This is a genomic window from Streptomyces sp. NPDC046925, assembly GCF_040644915.1.
In the GTDB taxonomy this organism is placed as follows: domain Bacteria; phylum Actinomycetota; class Actinomycetes; order Streptomycetales; family Streptomycetaceae; genus Streptomyces.
This window is the reverse complement of sequence record NZ_JBEYWZ010000004.1, coordinates 636,910-652,404: the sequence shown is the minus strand read 5'-3', so window position 1 is coordinate 652,404 and position 15,495 is coordinate 636,910. Positions and strand designations below refer to the sequence as shown.

The 15,495-nt window shown below is 71.1% G+C and carries 13 protein-coding genes and 1 pseudogene; 9 read left to right on the top strand and 5 right to left on the bottom strand.

The window, feature by feature from the left end; genetic code table 11:
* Positions 1–119: 119 nt before the first annotated feature.
* Complete coding sequence (locus tag ABZ906_RS21465) at positions 120–1,643, bottom strand: AMP-binding protein (RefSeq protein WP_361384809.1); 1,524 nt, start codon at positions 1,641–1,643, stop codon at positions 120–122.
* Positions 1,644–1,803: 160 nt separating this feature from the next.
* Here ABZ906_RS21465 and ABZ906_RS21460 point away from each other — a divergent pair, with 160 nt between their 5' ends.
* From ABZ906_RS21460 to ABZ906_RS21425, 8 genes are all read left to right on the top strand, one after another.
* Positions 1,804–3,054 (top strand): Rieske 2Fe-2S domain-containing protein, encoded by a 1,251-nt coding sequence (locus ABZ906_RS21460; RefSeq protein WP_361384806.1) that lies wholly within the window; start codon positions 1,804–1,806, stop codon positions 3,052–3,054.
* Between the two features lie 115 nt (positions 3,055–3,169).
* On the top strand, positions 3,170–4,564 hold the full coding sequence (locus tag ABZ906_RS21455; protein ID WP_361384803.1) for a deacylase: 1,395 nt from the start codon (positions 3,170–3,172) through the stop codon (positions 4,562–4,564).
* On the top strand, positions 4,561–5,520 hold the full coding sequence (locus tag ABZ906_RS21450; protein ID WP_361384800.1) for a catechol 1,2-dioxygenase: 960 nt from the start codon (positions 4,561–4,563) through the stop codon (positions 5,518–5,520). Before ABZ906_RS21455 ends, ABZ906_RS21450 begins: the two co-directional genes overlap by 4 nt.
* Entirely contained in the window at positions 5,517–6,428 is a 912-nt protein-coding gene (locus ABZ906_RS21445; protein WP_361384797.1) for an IclR family transcriptional regulator, read from the top strand. Before ABZ906_RS21450 ends, ABZ906_RS21445 begins: the two co-directional genes overlap by 4 nt.
* Before the next feature lie 191 nt (positions 6,429–6,619).
* Positions 6,620–7,624: an NAD(P)/FAD-dependent oxidoreductase gene (locus tag ABZ906_RS21440; protein WP_361384794.1), complete on the top strand. Its 1,005-nt coding sequence runs from the start codon at positions 6,620–6,622 to the stop codon at positions 7,622–7,624.
* Between the two features lie 7 nt (positions 7,625–7,631).
* A complete protein-coding gene (gene fdxA / locus ABZ906_RS21435) occupies positions 7,632–7,952 on the top strand; it encodes a ferredoxin (protein WP_361384791.1) in 321 nt (106 codons plus the stop codon).
* A gap of 49 nt (positions 7,953–8,001) precedes the next feature.
* Positions 8,002–9,042 carry an LLM class flavin-dependent oxidoreductase gene (locus ABZ906_RS21430; protein ID WP_361384787.1) on the top strand — a complete coding sequence of 347 codons (1,041 nt, stop codon included), beginning with the start codon at positions 8,002–8,004 and terminating at the stop codon, positions 9,040–9,042.
* Positions 9,043–9,058: 16 nt separating this feature from the next.
* Positions 9,059–9,877, top strand: a complete 819-nt coding sequence (locus tag ABZ906_RS21425) for an alpha/beta fold hydrolase (protein ID WP_361384784.1) — start codon at positions 9,059–9,061, stop codon at positions 9,875–9,877.
* 87 nt (positions 9,878–9,964) lie between these two features.
* Here the strand turns inward: ABZ906_RS21425 and ABZ906_RS21420 are convergent, their stop codons facing one another.
* On the bottom strand, positions 9,965–11,536 hold the full coding sequence (locus ABZ906_RS21420) for an AbgT family transporter (protein ID WP_361384781.1): 1,572 nt from the start codon (positions 11,534–11,536) through the stop codon (positions 9,965–9,967).
* Positions 11,533–12,840 carry an amidohydrolase family protein gene (locus tag ABZ906_RS21415; protein WP_361384778.1) on the bottom strand — a complete coding sequence of 436 codons (1,308 nt, stop codon included), beginning with the start codon at positions 12,838–12,840 and terminating at the stop codon, positions 11,533–11,535. The genes ABZ906_RS21420 and ABZ906_RS21415 overlap by 4 nt, the downstream gene beginning before the upstream one ends.
* Before the next feature lie 147 nt (positions 12,841–12,987).
* Here ABZ906_RS21415 and ABZ906_RS21410 point away from each other — a divergent pair, with 147 nt between their 5' ends.
* On the top strand, positions 12,988–14,043 hold the full coding sequence (locus ABZ906_RS21410; protein ID WP_361384775.1) for an Lrp/AsnC family transcriptional regulator: 1,056 nt from the start codon (positions 12,988–12,990) through the stop codon (positions 14,041–14,043).
* A gap of 87 nt (positions 14,044–14,130) precedes the next feature.
* Here ABZ906_RS21410 and ABZ906_RS21405 read toward each other — a convergent pair.
* Together ABZ906_RS21405 and ABZ906_RS21400 are read right to left on the bottom strand one after the other, a co-directional pair.
* Positions 14,131–14,259: pseudogene (locus ABZ906_RS21405) on the bottom strand (IS630 family transposase); the annotation flags it as partial.
* 288 nt (positions 14,260–14,547) lie between these two features.
* Positions 14,548–15,318 carry an isocitrate lyase/phosphoenolpyruvate mutase family protein gene (locus ABZ906_RS21400; protein ID WP_361384772.1) on the bottom strand — a complete coding sequence of 257 codons (771 nt, stop codon included), beginning with the start codon at positions 15,316–15,318 and terminating at the stop codon, positions 14,548–14,550.
* Positions 15,319–15,495: the final 177 nt, after the last annotated feature.

The window sequence follows — 15,495 nt, the reverse complement described above, 5'->3', positions numbered from 1 at the left end:
GCGACTCGATCACGAACCGGCCGTCGACCGCGCCGAGCCGGTCCGCGAGCCCCGCCATGCCCGTGCCCCCGTCGCCGCCGCGGGGGGTGCCCTCGTGTCGTGGTCAAGCGTGCCTTTGGTCATTCGTGCCTTGGGCCAGGGTCCGGGTCGTGTCTGCACCGGTCCCACGTCCCCCCGGTCACCCCCCGCTCCCGCAGCATGGACTTGCGTACCTTGCCCGTCTCCGTGAGCGGCAACGCCGCGACCACATCCACGTACCGCGGCACCGCGAACGCGGGAAGCTCTCCCGCACAGTGCCGCGCCACGTGCGCCGGGTCGAGCGTGCGGCCTGCGCGCGGGACGACCGCCACCATCACCTCGTCCTCGGCGAGCGTGGACGGGACCGGGAACGCGGCCGCCTCGGCGATATCGGGATGTGCCCGCAGCGCGGTCTCGACCTCGTACGAGGAGATGTTCTCGCCGCGGCGCCGGATGCTGTCCTTGACGCGGTCGACGAAGCGGAACCAGCCGTCGGGCTCGCGCACCACACGGTCCCCGGTGCGGCGCCACGCACCCGGATCCGGTGTCACCTCGCCCAGGTAGCCCGTGGCGAAGGCATGTTCCTGGTCGGTGCGGACGAGGAGTTCCCCGGGCGTTCCGTCCGGCACGGACGAGAGGTCCGCGTCGACGATCCGTGCCTCGAAGCCGTCACGCACCGTGCCCATGTACCCGGGACGGCAGTCCTCCGGTGCGGAGCCGATGACCAGGTTGGTCTCCGTGGAGCCGAACCCGTCGACGAGGGTGACGCCGAACCGCTGGCGGAAAGCGTCCCAGAGCGGGCCGGGCGTGCCCGGTCCGAGTCCACGCCAGGCCCGGTGTGCGCGGTCGGCGGGCCCGGGCGGCTGTGCGAGCAGCATCGGCACCACCGCGCCGAGCACATACACGCAGGTGGCTCCCGTCTCGGCGGCCCGTGCCCAGTGGCGCGAGGCCGAGAACCGGCGGTCCACCGCCATGGAGGCCCCCACCGTCATCGCCTGCACCAGCGTGTTGAGCGCGTTGGTGTGGAACAGGGGCAGGCAGGTGTAGAGGGTGTCGTCGGCGGTCAGGCGCAGCGAGTCCGCCACGTTCCGGCCCCACCAGGCGAACTGCGCGTGCGGGCAGCGCACACCACGGGAGGGACCGGTCGTGCCGGAGGTGAACAGGATGGCCGCCGTCTCACCGGGGCGGGACGGGTGCGCGTCGAGCGCCTCTTCGATGCCGGGGACAGGTGCCTCCGGCGAACCGGTCACCCACACCTCCCCCGCGTATCCCACCTCTCGCACCCGCGCGGCCAGCTCCCCCTCCACGTACAGGAACCGGGGTTCCGACTCGTCCAGCGCATGCCGGAGCAGCCGCCCGTGCAGTGCCGTGTTGAGCGGGGCCACGACCGCGCCGAGCCAGGCACAGCCAAGGACCAGATCGATCAGTTCGATGCGGTTGGACAGGAGCGCGGCGACCCGGTCCCCCGGGCGGCAGCCCCGGGCCGCCAGCGCGCCGGCCATCGTGGCCGCGGCCGTGCGCGTCTGCGCGTAGGTGCGCCGGGTTCCGTCGACGGTGAGGAAGGCCCGTTCGCCGTGAAGTACGGCCGCCGTGTCGACCAGGCCGGGAAGCGTCATCCGGTTCATGGACGGATGCTGCCCGGCCGCCCCTGAGTGATCCAGCTCGATGGTTCGCTGACCGGTCCGCCCGGCCACGGTCCGTTCACCGGAACAGGTTCATAGGCAGGCGTCGCACCGCGCCGGATGCTCGTGCCGCACACCCACCGAAGCAGGAGGCCACGACGAGATGACGACGAGCGAACGATCCCCCGCCGCACGGAAGACCGCAGCGAAGGAGACCGCCAAGGCACCCCGCGCCGCGTCCGCCGAGAAGATCGGCCGGCAGGACTGGTCGTCCTGGCCCCACTACGACAAGGCGGCGTCCGGGTTCCGCGGCTACTGGTACCCGGTCACCTGGGCGAGCCACATTACCGGCGACCCAAAACCGTTCACGCTCTGCGGCGAGAAGATCACGCTGATCCGCGACAGCGGCAAGGTGTACGCGCTGCACAACCGCTGCCCGCACCGCGGCGTCCCGCTCTCCGAGGGCAACCAGCAGTTTCCCGGCACCGTCAGTTGCCCGTATCACGGCTGGACCTTCGACCTGCCCACGGGCAATCTGTCCGCGGTCATCACCGACGGTCCCGGCTGCCGCCTCACGGGCAAGCTGGGCGTGCGCACGTACGCCGTCGAGGAGCGGCTCGGCATGGTCTGGGTGTACATGCCGATCGCCGAGGAGGAGCCGCACCCGATCGACGAGCAGCTGCCCGAGGAGCTGGTGTCGAACGCCTTCGTGATGGGCGGCCGCTTCGATCCGCGTGGCGGCAACTGGCGCTTCGCCTGCGAGAACGGCTTCGACGAAGGGCACGCCAAGTACCTCCACCGGACGGCACTGTGGCGACTGTTCAAGCCGATGCCGACGTGGAACATCACGCGGATCGTGCCGAAGGGCCGCTGGATCTACCGCGTCCAGGACGAGGTCTACTGGGATGCCGACTTCCCGGGCGTGGGCCGCTGGACCAACAAGCGGTGGTGGATGAAGCAGCCGCCGGAGGGGACGTTCAACCTCGGCAACACCGGCAAGACCGACGACGTCGACCCGGTGATCGAGTCCCAGGATTTCCCCGGCTTCGCGTCCCTGTCGATGCCGGGCATGCTGCGAATCGCCTACCCCAACTTCATGCACTACGAGTTCTACGTGCCGATCGACGCCGACCACCACATGTACGTGGGCGTGATGGTCAACTTCAAGCAGGGCTGGGACACCCTCCGCTTCTACGGCAAGTACCTCGGCGCCATCCGCTGGCTGTTCCACGGCCAGTTCTCCGGCCAGGACGCCTGGATGGTCGACGTGACCGACGCGCCCCCGGAGAAGCTCTACCGCCCCGACGTGTCGCTGACCGCCTGGCGCAACCTCAGCGAGGAGGAGTACGCGAAGAAGCTCGCCGCCGCCGGCGTCACCGAACCCACCACGGACACCACGGAAACGGAGGCCTGATCATGGCCCGCACCCTGCTCAAGATCCTGCTCGGTGCCGCCGTCGCGGTGGCACTCCCCCGCGCCAAGAAGCGCTTCGCGGAGACGACGTTGACCCAGGTGCACCGGGTCAACCAGTGAGCGGCGATCAGCCCGTCGACGGGCCCTTGGGACTCTCCGGGCTCGACGACCGGCGTCGCGCCTGGGTGACGGAGGCCTGGGCGCATGTCACCGACGAGCGGCTGCGTGAGCTGATCGTCGGCCTCGTCGGGATCGCCAGTCCGACCGGTGACGAGCGGCCGCTCGCCGAACACATCGCCGGAGCCCTCGCCTCGGTCGGCCTGCGCGCGGCCTGCCAGCCCCTCGACGCCCGCCAGGCGAACGCCTGGGCCCGCCTCGAAGGCGACGGCACCGGACCCGATCTGATGCTGTACGCACCCATCGACACCCTCACCGTGGGCGACGCGAGCGAGGACGTGCCGTGGATCGGGCCGAAGCTGCGCGAGGACATGCGCCCCGAGGCCACCGTCTACGACGACCTGGTGACCGGCCTCGGAGCCTCCAACCCCAAAGGGCACGCGGCCTGCGTGATGATGGCCGCCGAGGCGATCGCGCTGGCCGGGGTCCCTTTGACCGGGGATCTGGTGGCCGCGTTCGGCGCCGGCGGCATGCCCACCAACGCCCGTCCCGGCAGCTGCCGGCTCAACACCGGCCAGGGGGCGGGCTGTTCGTTCCTCCTCGAGCAGGGCGTGTACACCGACTACGCGGTCATCGCCAAGCCGGGCTGGACCGTGTCGTGGGACGAGGTCGGCCTGGTCTGGTTCGAGGTGACGGTGCACGGCACCCACACCTACGTGGGCTCGCGCCACCGGCTCCCCTACGACAACGCGATCAACCGCGCCGGTGACGTCGTACGGCACCTCGAGGAGTGGTTCGCCGCGTACGCGAAGCGGCACACCGGCGGCACTGTCGCGCCGCAGGGCATCGTGTCGTCGGTGCGGGGCGGCTGGCCGCGCATGGCCGCGGTGACCACGGCGGCCTGCACGCTGCGGGTCGACCTGCGCATCGCCCCGGAGACGACGCCCATGCAGGCGAAGCGTGAATTCCTCGCGGCTGTGGCCGAGTTGAAGCGCTCGATGCCCGGGCTCGACGCGTCGGTCGAGATGGTCCTCGCCATCCCGGGGACCACCACCAGCCGGGAGAGCTGGGTCTTTCGCAGCGCGGTCGCCGGATGGGAGGCCCTCGAAGGGCGCCCGCACGAGGTCGTGGTCGGCAACAGCGGCGCGACCGACGCGAACATCCTGCGCGGACGCGGCATCCCGACCGTCCGCATCGGCATGCCGAAGGTGGCCGAGGCGCCCTTTGACATCGACTTCGCCCGCGGCATGAACACCGTCTCCGTACGGGAGATGCAGAAACTGACCCGCCATCTGATCCGCACGGCGGTCGACACCGTGACCCGTTCCCGCGCGGAGTGCGCCTCCGCCGGAAAGTCCGGGCCCGTCGTGGAGCCGGAAGGAGTAACGGCATGAGCGAGATCGTGCTCGGCGTGGGGGCCTCCCACAGCACCCTGATGAACACGCACTGGGAGGAGACCCTTCACAAGGACCGCGCCGAACGCTTTCGTGACGCGCTCGGTGTGGCCCGCGACGAACTGGCGCGCACCCGTCCCGACACCGTCGTCCTGATCGGCTCGAACCATTTCCGCGGGTTCTGGCTCGATCTGATCCCGCCGTTCACGCTGGGCGTCGGGGAGTGTATTGCGAGCGGCGAGTCCGGGACGCCGAAGGGCCCGCAGCCGGTGGACGTGCCGCTCGCGCAGCACATCGCCGACTCGTTGGTGGAGAGCGGCCGGTTCGATCCGGCATTCTCCGCCAGGCTCCAGATCGACCACGGGCAGTCGCACGCCATCCAGTACCTGCTCGACGGGCTCGACGTGGAGATCGTGCCGCTGGTGGTGAACGTCTTCGCTCAGCCGCTGCCGACGCTGGAGCGGTGCGAGCAGTTGGGGCACGCGATTCGCGAGGCCGTGCTCGCCTTCCCCGGTGACCGGCGGGTCGCGGTGGTCGGCTCGGGCGGCCTCTCGCACCGGCTGCCCTGGCCTGACTGGCGCGAACCGCACGGCGAGGACGAGGAGTTCATGGTCGGCGCATGGCTCAACGGCCGCGAGAACTGGCAGGACTACGACGCCCGCCGCCGCGAGATCATCCGGGCCGCCGAAGCATCCCTCACCCCGGAGTTCGACAACGAGTTCCTCACCCTCCTGGAGCGCGGCGAGGCACACCGCCTCACTGACTACACGACCGAGGAACTGGAGAAGGCCGCGGGCAACGGCGCGCAGGAACTGCGGACGTGGCTGCTGATGGCCGCCGCTCTGGATCATGCGCCCGCACGGCGTCTGGCGTACGAGCCGATGCCCGAGTGGCTCACCGGGATGGGCGTCGCGGTCATCGACCCGGCGGCCGTGGACGCGGGGCGCTCGGCATGAAAGCGCCGGCCGATGTGGCGCCGGCCGGTCACCGCTCCCTCGCGCACCCGGTCGCGCACCCGGCGCCGCAGGGCCTCGTGCTCTCGGCACGCCGCGCCGCGCCGGGGCCCGAGGTCGGTGCGGGCAGGACCGATACGGGCGGGTCCGGGGCGGGCGGAATCGAGGCGGGCGGAGTCGACCCCATGAACTCCGTGCTGGGGAAGGTCCGTCCGATCCTGGAGGCCTTCACCTCCGACGACGCCGCCCTCTCGCTGGCCGAGCTGGTGCGTCGTTCGGGGGCGGCCAAGGCCACGGTGCACCGGCTGGCCCAAGAGCTGGTCACCTGGGGGCTGTTGGAGCGGGAGGGGTGCGACTACCGGCTCGGGCTGCGCCTGTTCGAGCTGGGGCAGCGCGTCCATCGGCAGCGCATCCTGCGCGAGGCAGTGCAGCCGTACATGGAGGATCTTCTGCTGATCACCCGGGAGACCATCCACTTCGCCATCCACGACAGTCTGGACGTCGTCTACCTCGACAAGATCTTCCCGCACCGCGGGCTGAACGCCGAGTCCCGGGTGGCGGGCCGGTTGCCCCTGTACTGCACGGGCACCGGCAAGGCGATCCTTGCCCACTCGCCGCCGTCGCTCTTCGTCGACGTGGTCCGGGGCGGCCTCAAGCCGATCACCCGGCACACGGTGATCTCGCCGGGCCGCCTGCGCGCCCAGCTCGACCGGATCCGGGAGGAGGGCATCGTCCTGGAGTCCGAGGAGATCAGACTCGGGTACGCGAGCCTGGCCGTTCCGGTGTTCGCCGGGGGCACCACGCTGGTGGGCGCGCTGTCCATCACGGCGCCCACCTACCGGATGGACGCGGCGGGGTACGCGACGGCGCTGCGGACCGCCGCGCTGGGCATCGGACGGTCACTGACCTGAGCGCTCCGCCGGGCAGGCGGAGGGAGATGCAGGAAACGCAGGACGAGAGCGCAGGGGCCCGCCGGACGGCGGGCCCCTCGCCGCGTTCCGGAGCCCCGACGCACCCGCCGCGCGCCCACCCGACCAGCCGCGTCCTGCTCACCGGAACGACTCCATAGGGAGAACCGCCACCTCGTTCCTACGCTCACACCATGAGCCAACTCACCGACGACACCGGCGTCCTGACCACCGACGTCCTGATCATCGGCGCCGGCCCGGCGGGCCTCTACGGGGCCTACTACGCAGGGTTCCGCGGCCTGACCGTCACCGTCATGGACGTCCTGCCGCAGCTCGGCGGGCAGATCAGCGCGATGTATCCCGAGAAGCCGATCTTCGACATCGCCGGCTTCCTGTCCGTGCGCGGCCGCGATCTGGTGGACGGTCTCGTCGCCCAGGCCGAGCCGTACTCTCCGCGCTATCTCCTGGGCCACCGGGCCGCCGAGCTGACGCATGACGCCGAAGGGCTGCCGGTCGTCCGCAGCGACCAGGGGGCGACGGTGCGGACCAGGGCCGTCGTCATCACCGGCGGGGTGGGAACGTTCACTCCGCGCCCGCTGCCCGCCGGGGAGGAGTTCCTGGGGCGCGGCCTGGAGTACTTCGTGCCGGATCCGTCCGTGCACGCGGATCGCGACGTGGTCGTCGTCGGCGGCGGTGACAGCGCCTTCGACTGGGCGGCCCTCCTCGCGCCGATCGCCCGCTCGGTCACCCTCGTGCACCGCACCGCCCGCTTCCGCGCCCACGCGGCGTCCGTCGAGAAGGTCCGCACCCTCGGCGTGGAGATCGTCACCGACTGCGAGGTGAGCCGGCTCACCGGTGCCGACCGGGTGGAGCAGGCCGAGATCCGCCACCGCGTCACCAAGGAGACCCGCCTCGTCCCGGCCGGGACCGTCGTCGCCGCGCTCGGCTTCCTCGCCGACCTCGGTCCGCTTCAGCACTGGGGCCTCGACCTCCAGGCCCGGAACATCACCGTCGACACCCACATGGCGACCAACCTGCCCCGGGTTTTCGCCGCGGGCGACATCACCGACTACCCCGGCAAGGTCCGCCTCATCTCGGTCGGCTTCGGCGAGGCCGCCACCGCCGTCAATAACGCGGCCACCGTCATCGACCCGGAGGCTGCCCTGTTCCCCGGGCACTCCACCGAGAAGGAGCACTGAACACACCATGGCGTACGTCATCGGCGCCTCCTGCGTCGACATCATGGACCGGTCCTGCATGGAGGAGTGCCCGGTCGACTGCATCTACGAGGGCGAGCGCAAGCTCTACATCAACCCCATGGAGTGCATCGACTGCGGGGCCTGCGAGGTCGCTTGCCCGGAGCAGGCGATCACGGTGGACCGTAAGGCGGACCCCGACTTCCGCGAGGACAACCGGACCTTCTTCACCGAAGCGCTGCCGGGCCGGGACAGCGCGCTCGGCTCCCCCGGCGGGGCGACCCCCCTGGGCCCGGTGGGCGTCGACACTCCGCTGGTGAATGCTCGGTGAGCGCCGCCGAGGGCGACATCGACGCCGCATACGGCATGCGGGGCGGCACATGAGCACCGCACCGGGCCGGTTGGCGGTCGGTGTCCGGATTCCGCCCTGCGACCGCGCCGACCGGATCGTGACCTCGGTGCGCAGAGCGGAGGAACTCGGCTTCGACAATGCGTGGTTCCCCGACTCTCAGCTCCTGTGGCGCGATGTGTTCACCACGCTGACCGCCGCCGCGCTCGGCACGGAGCGGATAGGGCTGGGCACCGCGGTCACTAATCTGGTGACCCGCCACCCGGCAGTCGTCGCCTCCGCCGCGCGCAGCGTCGCCGAACTGGCCCCCGGGCGCTTCACTCTGGGGCTCGGCGTGGGCGACAGCTCGGTCGGGCCCGTCGGCCTGCGCCAGAGCACGACCGCCGAGATGCGCGAGGGTCTCACCGTGCTGCGTGCGCTGCTGAGCGGTGACGAGCAGGAGTTCACGGGCCCGGCGGGACCGGTCCGCTCCCGGCTGCGCGATCCGCACCCCGCCGTTCCGCTGCACTTGGCGGCGAGCGGACCGAGGAACCTCCGGCTCGCCGGAGAGGTGGCCGACGGCGTCATCCTGCTCAGCGGCGTCTCGTCCCGCACCTTGGCGGGCGCGACGGCCCGGGTGCGGGAAGGCGCTGAGGCGGCGGGACGGGCGGCGCAGGCGGTGCCGCTCACGGTGTCCGCGTACTGCGAGGTGACCGACGACATCAAGGCGGCGGCCCGCCGGATCAAACCCATCTGCGCCGCGATCGCCCGGAACGGCGGCGCCCCGTTCCTCGCCCTGGCCGGCATCGAGGTCACCGTGCCCGACGTCGTCGACGACGTGTACCCGGATCTGGTCCACGCCGAGGACTGGGACGCCGCAGTGAGGGTCGCCTCCGCGTGGGTCGACGACGCGGCGGCGCTGCGGTTCGCCGAGGAGTTCTGCCTGTTCGGCACCGCCGACGAGATCGCTCGTCGGCTGCGCGCCCTGCACGCCGACGGAGTGAGCGGGGTGTTCCTTCAGCACGTCGGCTCGTACGACCCGCCCACCGACCTCATCGAAGCCGTCGGCGCTTCGGTGCTGCCGGCCCTGTGACGAAAGCGACCCACGTATGACGGACACGACGAATACGGCGCTCACGAACACGCTGCGGAAAGGCTACGTCCCCAGCCGCTTCGGCCAGTTGCACTACGTGGAGTCCGGCGACGGCGAGCCTGTGCTGATGCTCCACCAGACGCCCCGCTCCTGGACGGAGTACCGCGCCGTGCTCCCCTTGGTCGGTGCCCGGTACCGGGCCATCGCGATGGACACCCTGGGCTACGGGGCCTCCGCGAAGCCCGAGGGCCCCCACTCCGTCGAACGGTTCGCGGATGCCGTGGGCGATCTGGTCGAGGCGCTCGGCCTCGACCGGTTCCACCTCGTCGGCCATCACACCGGCGGGGTGATCGCCGTCGAGGTGGCGGCCCGCTTCCAGGACCGGGTGGCGAGCCTGATGCTGTCGGCGGCGGCGTTCGTCGACGACGACAAGCGCAGCGGCGTGGGCGGGCACGGCCGTGTCGACCACGTCGACCCGAAGGCTGATGGCTCCCATCTGCAAGAGCTGTGGGACAGGCGGAGGCGCTTCTACCGGCCGGGCGAGGAAGAAGCCCTGACCCGTTACGTCATCGACGCGTTGACCGTCCTCGACCGGGTCGAGGAGGGGCACGAGTCGCTGCGCCGCTATGTGATGGAGCCGCGTCTGCCGCATATCACCGCGCGCACCCTCGCCGTCTGCGCTTCGGGCGACCACTTCTCGCTCCCCTCCCTCCCGAAGTTCGCGGCCGCGCTCGGCTGCGAGACACGTGTGCTGTCCGACGGACATGTGGCGGCGCCGGAGCAGGTGCCGGTCGAGTTCGCGCAGACGATCCTCGCGTGGGTGGGCCGGGACTGAAGGCTCACCGCTACCGGCACAACGATGGTGGCCCACCGGAGAGTTCTGGTGGGTCACCGTCGTTGTGCCCGCCCTGCGGCCCGGCGGTCACTTGAGGCCGATGTCCGCCCCCGGTCCCAACGGCAGACCGAACCCGTAGAACACGGCGAGGATGCCGAGCCAGACCACGAGGAACGGCACCACGAAGATCGCCAGGCGGGAGATGAGCGTGCCCAGACGCGCCTCCGGTTCGTAACGTTGGAGCAGGGCCAGGAGCAGGAACACGTACGGGTTCATCGGGGTGATGACCGCGGTCGCCGAGTCCCCGATGCGGAACGCCGCCTGGCTGAGTGCCGGGTTCATGCCGAGGAGCATGAACGCGGGGACGAACACCGGCCCGATCAGGGACCACAGCGCCGAGCCGGAGATGACGACCATGTTGAGGCACGAGACCAGCAGAACGAAGGCAACCAGGGCGCCGAAGCCGGTCAGCCCGATGGACTCCAAGAACGCCGCGGCTTTTACGGCGAGGAGCACACCCAGGTTCGACCAGTTGAACACGGCGATCACCTGCGCGGCGACGAACATCATGACGACGTACCCCGCCATGTTCTTCACCGAGTCGGTCATCGCGGTGACGACGCCTTCCGAGCCGCTCAGCGTCTTCACCGTGAATCCGTAGACCATCCCCGCGAGCAGGAACGCGCCGAAGAGGACCGGAACGATGCCGGACAGCAGCGGCGACGGCACCAGCGCGCCGCCGTCGCCGCGCAGAGGCGCGCCGACGGGCAGCCACAGGGACAGCACCACGGCCGCGTACGCGACGACGGTCAGGGCGGTGAACAGCAGTCCGCGGCGCTGGGCCGAGGTCAGCCGGATGTCGTCCGCCGCCGCGTCGTCGTCGGGCTCGTGGGCGGGCAGGCGCGGTTCGAGGACGCGGCTGATCAGGAAGCCGCCGAGCAGGCCGAGGACGAGGCTGCTGCTGGCGGTGAAGAAGTAGTTCGCAAGGATGTTGACGTCGGCGTGGTGCGAGGCGGGCAGGACGTCGACGGCCTTCTGCGTGATGCCCGTGTAGAGGGCGTCGAGCGAGCCGATCGTGAACCCGGCCGCGTATCCGGCGGTGACGCAGGCGAAGCCGCCGATCAGGCCCGCCGCCGGATGCCGGCCCGCGCTCTTGAACACGACGGCGGCCAGCGGGGGCAGCACGATGGCCGCCACGTCGCTCATCATGTGCGCCTGGCAGGCGACCAGCGCCACCAGGTACGGCAGGAAGGCGCGCGGCGCGCGGGCCAGCGTGGCCCGCATCGCGGTCTCAAGGAGACCGGCCTTCTCCGCGACCCCCACCGCCATGATCATGAGCAGGACGGCGGCGATGGGCGGGAACCCCGCGAAGTTGGTGACCAGGTTCTCCACCAGCCAGCGCACACCCTCGCCGGTGAGCAGGCCGGAGACGTGCTGGGTGTCTTCCGTACCCGGCACGGTGACGGACACGTCGGCGAGGGCGAGGGCCGTGGAGACCACGGCGACGACCACGAACAACGCCGTGAACAGGACCACCGGGTGGGGCAGGGCGTTGCCGGCCCGCTCGATCCAGGAGAGCACCCGGTCGACACCGCGCGGCTTGCCCTCTCCGCCCGCGCCCTGCCCGGATGCGGGCAGTTCCTTCACCGAGGACGTCATGGCCGCCGCCCGTCCGCACACGCCGCGCCGTCGGCGAGCCCCGGGAGATCCTTGCGGACGATGCCCTCCTGCACGACGCAGACGACGTTGCCGGGGTCACCGAGCACGCCGATGTCGGCCAGCGGATCGCCGTCGCACAGCACGAGGTCGGCGACGCGCCCCTCGGTCACCGTGCCCAGCCGGTCCGCGACGCCGAGGAGTTCGGCCGACGTCCGCGTTCCGGCGACGATCGCGGCCATCGGGTCCATGCCCAGGTCAACCAGGTAGGACAGCTCCATCAGGTTCACGCCGTGCGGACCGACCGCGGCGTCCGTGCCGAGCGCGATCCGCGAGCCGCGCTCGATGGCCCGCGCGATGTTCTCCTTGGTCAGTCCGGACCAGCGGGTCTTCTTCTGGTAGTGGTAGTCCGGCATCGTGTCCTTGTTGATGCCCGCGTACACGGTGGACAGCGTCGGTACAACGAAGACTCCGCCTTCGCCCGCCAGATCGATGGTCCGGTCGTCGAGGCCGTAACCGTGCTCGATGCTGGTGACGCCGCCGCGGATCGCGTTCAGGATGCCCGCGTTGCCCTGGGCGTGCGCGGCGACCGGCCGTCCGCCGTGCCGACGGGCCTCGTCGACGACGGCGCGGATCTCCTCCTCCAGGAGCCCCTCGTCGTCGGGGTCGTCGTACGGACTGCCCATCCCGCCGGTGGCACAGACCTTGACCAGGTCGGCGCCCTCGCGGATCACCCGGCGCACGGCGAGCCGGGCCTCGTCGGTGGTGTCGGCGAGTTCCGACATGCCGTCGCTCAGATCGGTGCCGTCCGGCAGGCGTACGTCGCCGTGGCCGCCGGTGTGGCTGATGACGCGGACGGCGGTCTGCAGCCGCGGGCCGACGATCCGGCCGGTCTCGACGGCCGTACGGTAGCCGGCCGCCAGGCCTGCCAGGTCCCGGGCCGTGGTGATGCCCGCGTCGAGGGTCTGCCGCAGCCGGGTGGCGGTGTCGAGGGTGACCAGGACCTGGTCGAGTTCGGCGCGGCGTCCGGGGTGGGCGCCGTGGGCGTAGGACATGTGGACGTGGCAGTCGAAGAAGCCGGGCAGCAGGGTGCGCCCGCCGGCGTCGACGGTGCGGATGGCGCCGGTGCCGTTCTGCCCTGCGGACTCGGGTGCTGTCGCGGCCGGTCCCGCGTAGGTGATGATCCCTTCGGCGTCCACGGTCACGACGGCGTCCTCCACGGGGGACGCGCCGGTTCCGTCGATGAGCCGGGTGTGGTGGATCCGCATCGGGACCCGGGATGCCCGGGACGTGATGGGGTGCGTCATGGCGTGTGTTCACTCCTGCGCGTTCGGCGGTGTCGCAACACCTTTGGTGGAACAGTTGGAGGGGAGTGTCGAATGCTCGTGTCGCATCAGAGGGACAGCGCAGGATCTGTGGCCCGATCCGTCGAAACGCGCAGAGAAGTGCCGCCGATGACGGTGCAGGATCGCGCCGCCACCGGGACGCGGACGGCTTCTCGCGCCACGTACGAACTGGACGAGCTGGACCGCAGTGTCATCCAGGCTCTGCAGATCCGGCCGAGGGCGTCCTGGACGTTGGTCGGCAAGGTGCTCGGGGTCGATCCCGTGACGGCTGCGCGGCGCTGGCGCCGTCTGGAACAAGCCGGGCTCGCCTGGGTGACCGCCTATCCGCACCTCAACGACGCGCGGCTCGTCGTGACGGGTGTGATCGAGGTCGACACCGAGCCCGGAGCCGCGGAGGAGGTGGCCGAGGCGCTCGCCCGGCACCCGGCGGTCCCGAACGTCAAGCTGACCGCCGGGGGCCGTGACGTGGTGGCCTCCGTGCAGACCCGGAGCCTCGACGAGCTGTCCGCTCTCACCTCGTCGTTGTTCCGCCGCACCGACGGCGTGCGCGCGACCCGCACCCACGTGTCGACGGGGCTGCCGACCGAGGGCAGCCGATGGCGGCTGCGCAGCCTCGACGCGGCGCAGACCGCCCAACTGGAGAAGGGCCCACGGGCAGGCCGGAAGGTCGCGCCGCGCTGGGACGCCCTCGACGCCCGACTGCTCGAACTCCTCAGCGTGGACGGGCGGATGTCCCTACGTGATCTGTCGGACGCCACCGGCACGCCGCTCACCACGGTTCGCCGTCACATGAGGTCGGCGGACGGGGCGCGTCTGCTGTTCCGCTGCGACCTGGCACGGCCGCTGTCCGGCTGGCCGCTGTCCGCGGTGTACTTCGCTTCCGTACCCGGCCAACACCTGGAGGAGACCAGCCGGGTGCTCTCCCGCGTGCCCGAGGTCCGGTCCTGCTCGATCACGGCAGGCCCCCACAACCTGGTCGTCGACGTGTGGCTGCGCACCCTGCACGACGTGCACGCCTTCGAGGCCCACCTCTCCCGTGCCCTCCCCCACCTGAGCGTCGGCGACCGTTCCGTGGTCCTTCGCACGGTCAAGCACATGGGCCGGCTCCTCGACCACGACGGGCACAGTGTCGGGGTCGTGCCGCTGCACCATCCAGAGGGGTGACGAAGGGGCTGGCCAAAGGGCGTCGCGACGGCGATTTCGACGTCGAGCCCAGTGGCCGGCCCCGTTGACCCATTCGTGGGCGGCGACGAAGTCCCGACAGTTCGCCGCTCGTTGGGTGTTGCGGTTGTCCCACACCAGAACGAATGGGCCGCCGAGCTGCTGGTGTGTGGCCTTGAGCAGGTCGCGGTAGTCGGTCCAGGAGAAGCTGCGACGTCCGGCCTTCGTCCTGGCCCTGACCGCGTCCACCGCGCAGCGCCGGTGACCCCGAGGCGTGCACGGCTCGTACGCAGACCTGTGGCGCGGCCACATCACCGGTGCCGTGAAGGAGTACGACATCGACAGCACGCACCAGAACATGTACCTGCCCGTACCCGCCGAGGAGATCTGCCGGGAGGTACGCCGGCCGCCGGCTGACGAGGCGGCGCGGGGTTTGTGGGAGAGGGGCGCTGATCTGGCGCCAACGGCGGTCGGGGCGCCCTGTGCCAGGGCGCCCCGACCGCTGAATCAGCTCTTCTGGGGCGCCCAAGGTCCGAGCATGTCCTTCATCCCATCCGTCAGCGCGAGTTGCAGCAGCGGCCCGTAGGTGAGCCGGCCGACCCCGAGGCGGCGGAAGCGCTCAAGGTCGTGCTTGACGGGGTGAGCCGTGGAGTTCACGGGCACGGCGACGGCGCCGGTGACCGCCGTGAGCAGCTCGTCGTCGTCCTGGATACGCACCGGGTAGACGCTGTCGGCGCCGGCCTGCTCCATGGCCCGCAGCCGCTCGATCGCCTCGTCGAGGACGCCGGCGGGATCGTCCGCGTGCAGGAAGAGGTCGGTGCGCCCGTTGACCCATACCGCGACGCCGGCCTTGTCGGCCGCTGCGCGCAGGCCGGCGATGTAGTCCGCGTGCTCTTGTGTGCTGCGCACGCGGCCTCCGTCCGAGTGGACGGTGTCCTCGAGGTTGAGACCGACGCCGCCGACCTCGATGAGTCCGGCGATCAGATCCGCGGGCTCCTGTCCGTACCCGGCCTCCAGGTCCACCGATACGGGGATGTCGACCGCCGCGATGATCGGCCGGACGGCGGCCAGTACCTCCTCGAAGGTCTGCCCCTCGTGGTCGTCGGCCCCGCGGGAGTCGGCGAGGGGATGGCTGCCGATGGTCAGCGCGTGGAACCCGGCTCCGGCTGCCGTCCGTGCGGACCAGACGTCCCAGACGGTGGGCAGAACGAGCGGCTTGTGATCGGCATGCAGCTGCTTCAGGCGCTGAGCGCGCTCAACGGCGGTGTGAAAATCCATGTTGAGGACGCTACCTCTCGGATCCCCACAAGCAAGGTGCCGACAGGGCGTAGGCAACGCACCGGCCCGAAGTCGACCTCGCCGCCGCGGCGCACCGGACGGCGTCGCACAAGGCCACGGCAGCGGCAGCGGGAGCGGGAGCGGGAGCGGGAGCGCCCGAAGGGGGAGCTGTGGCCG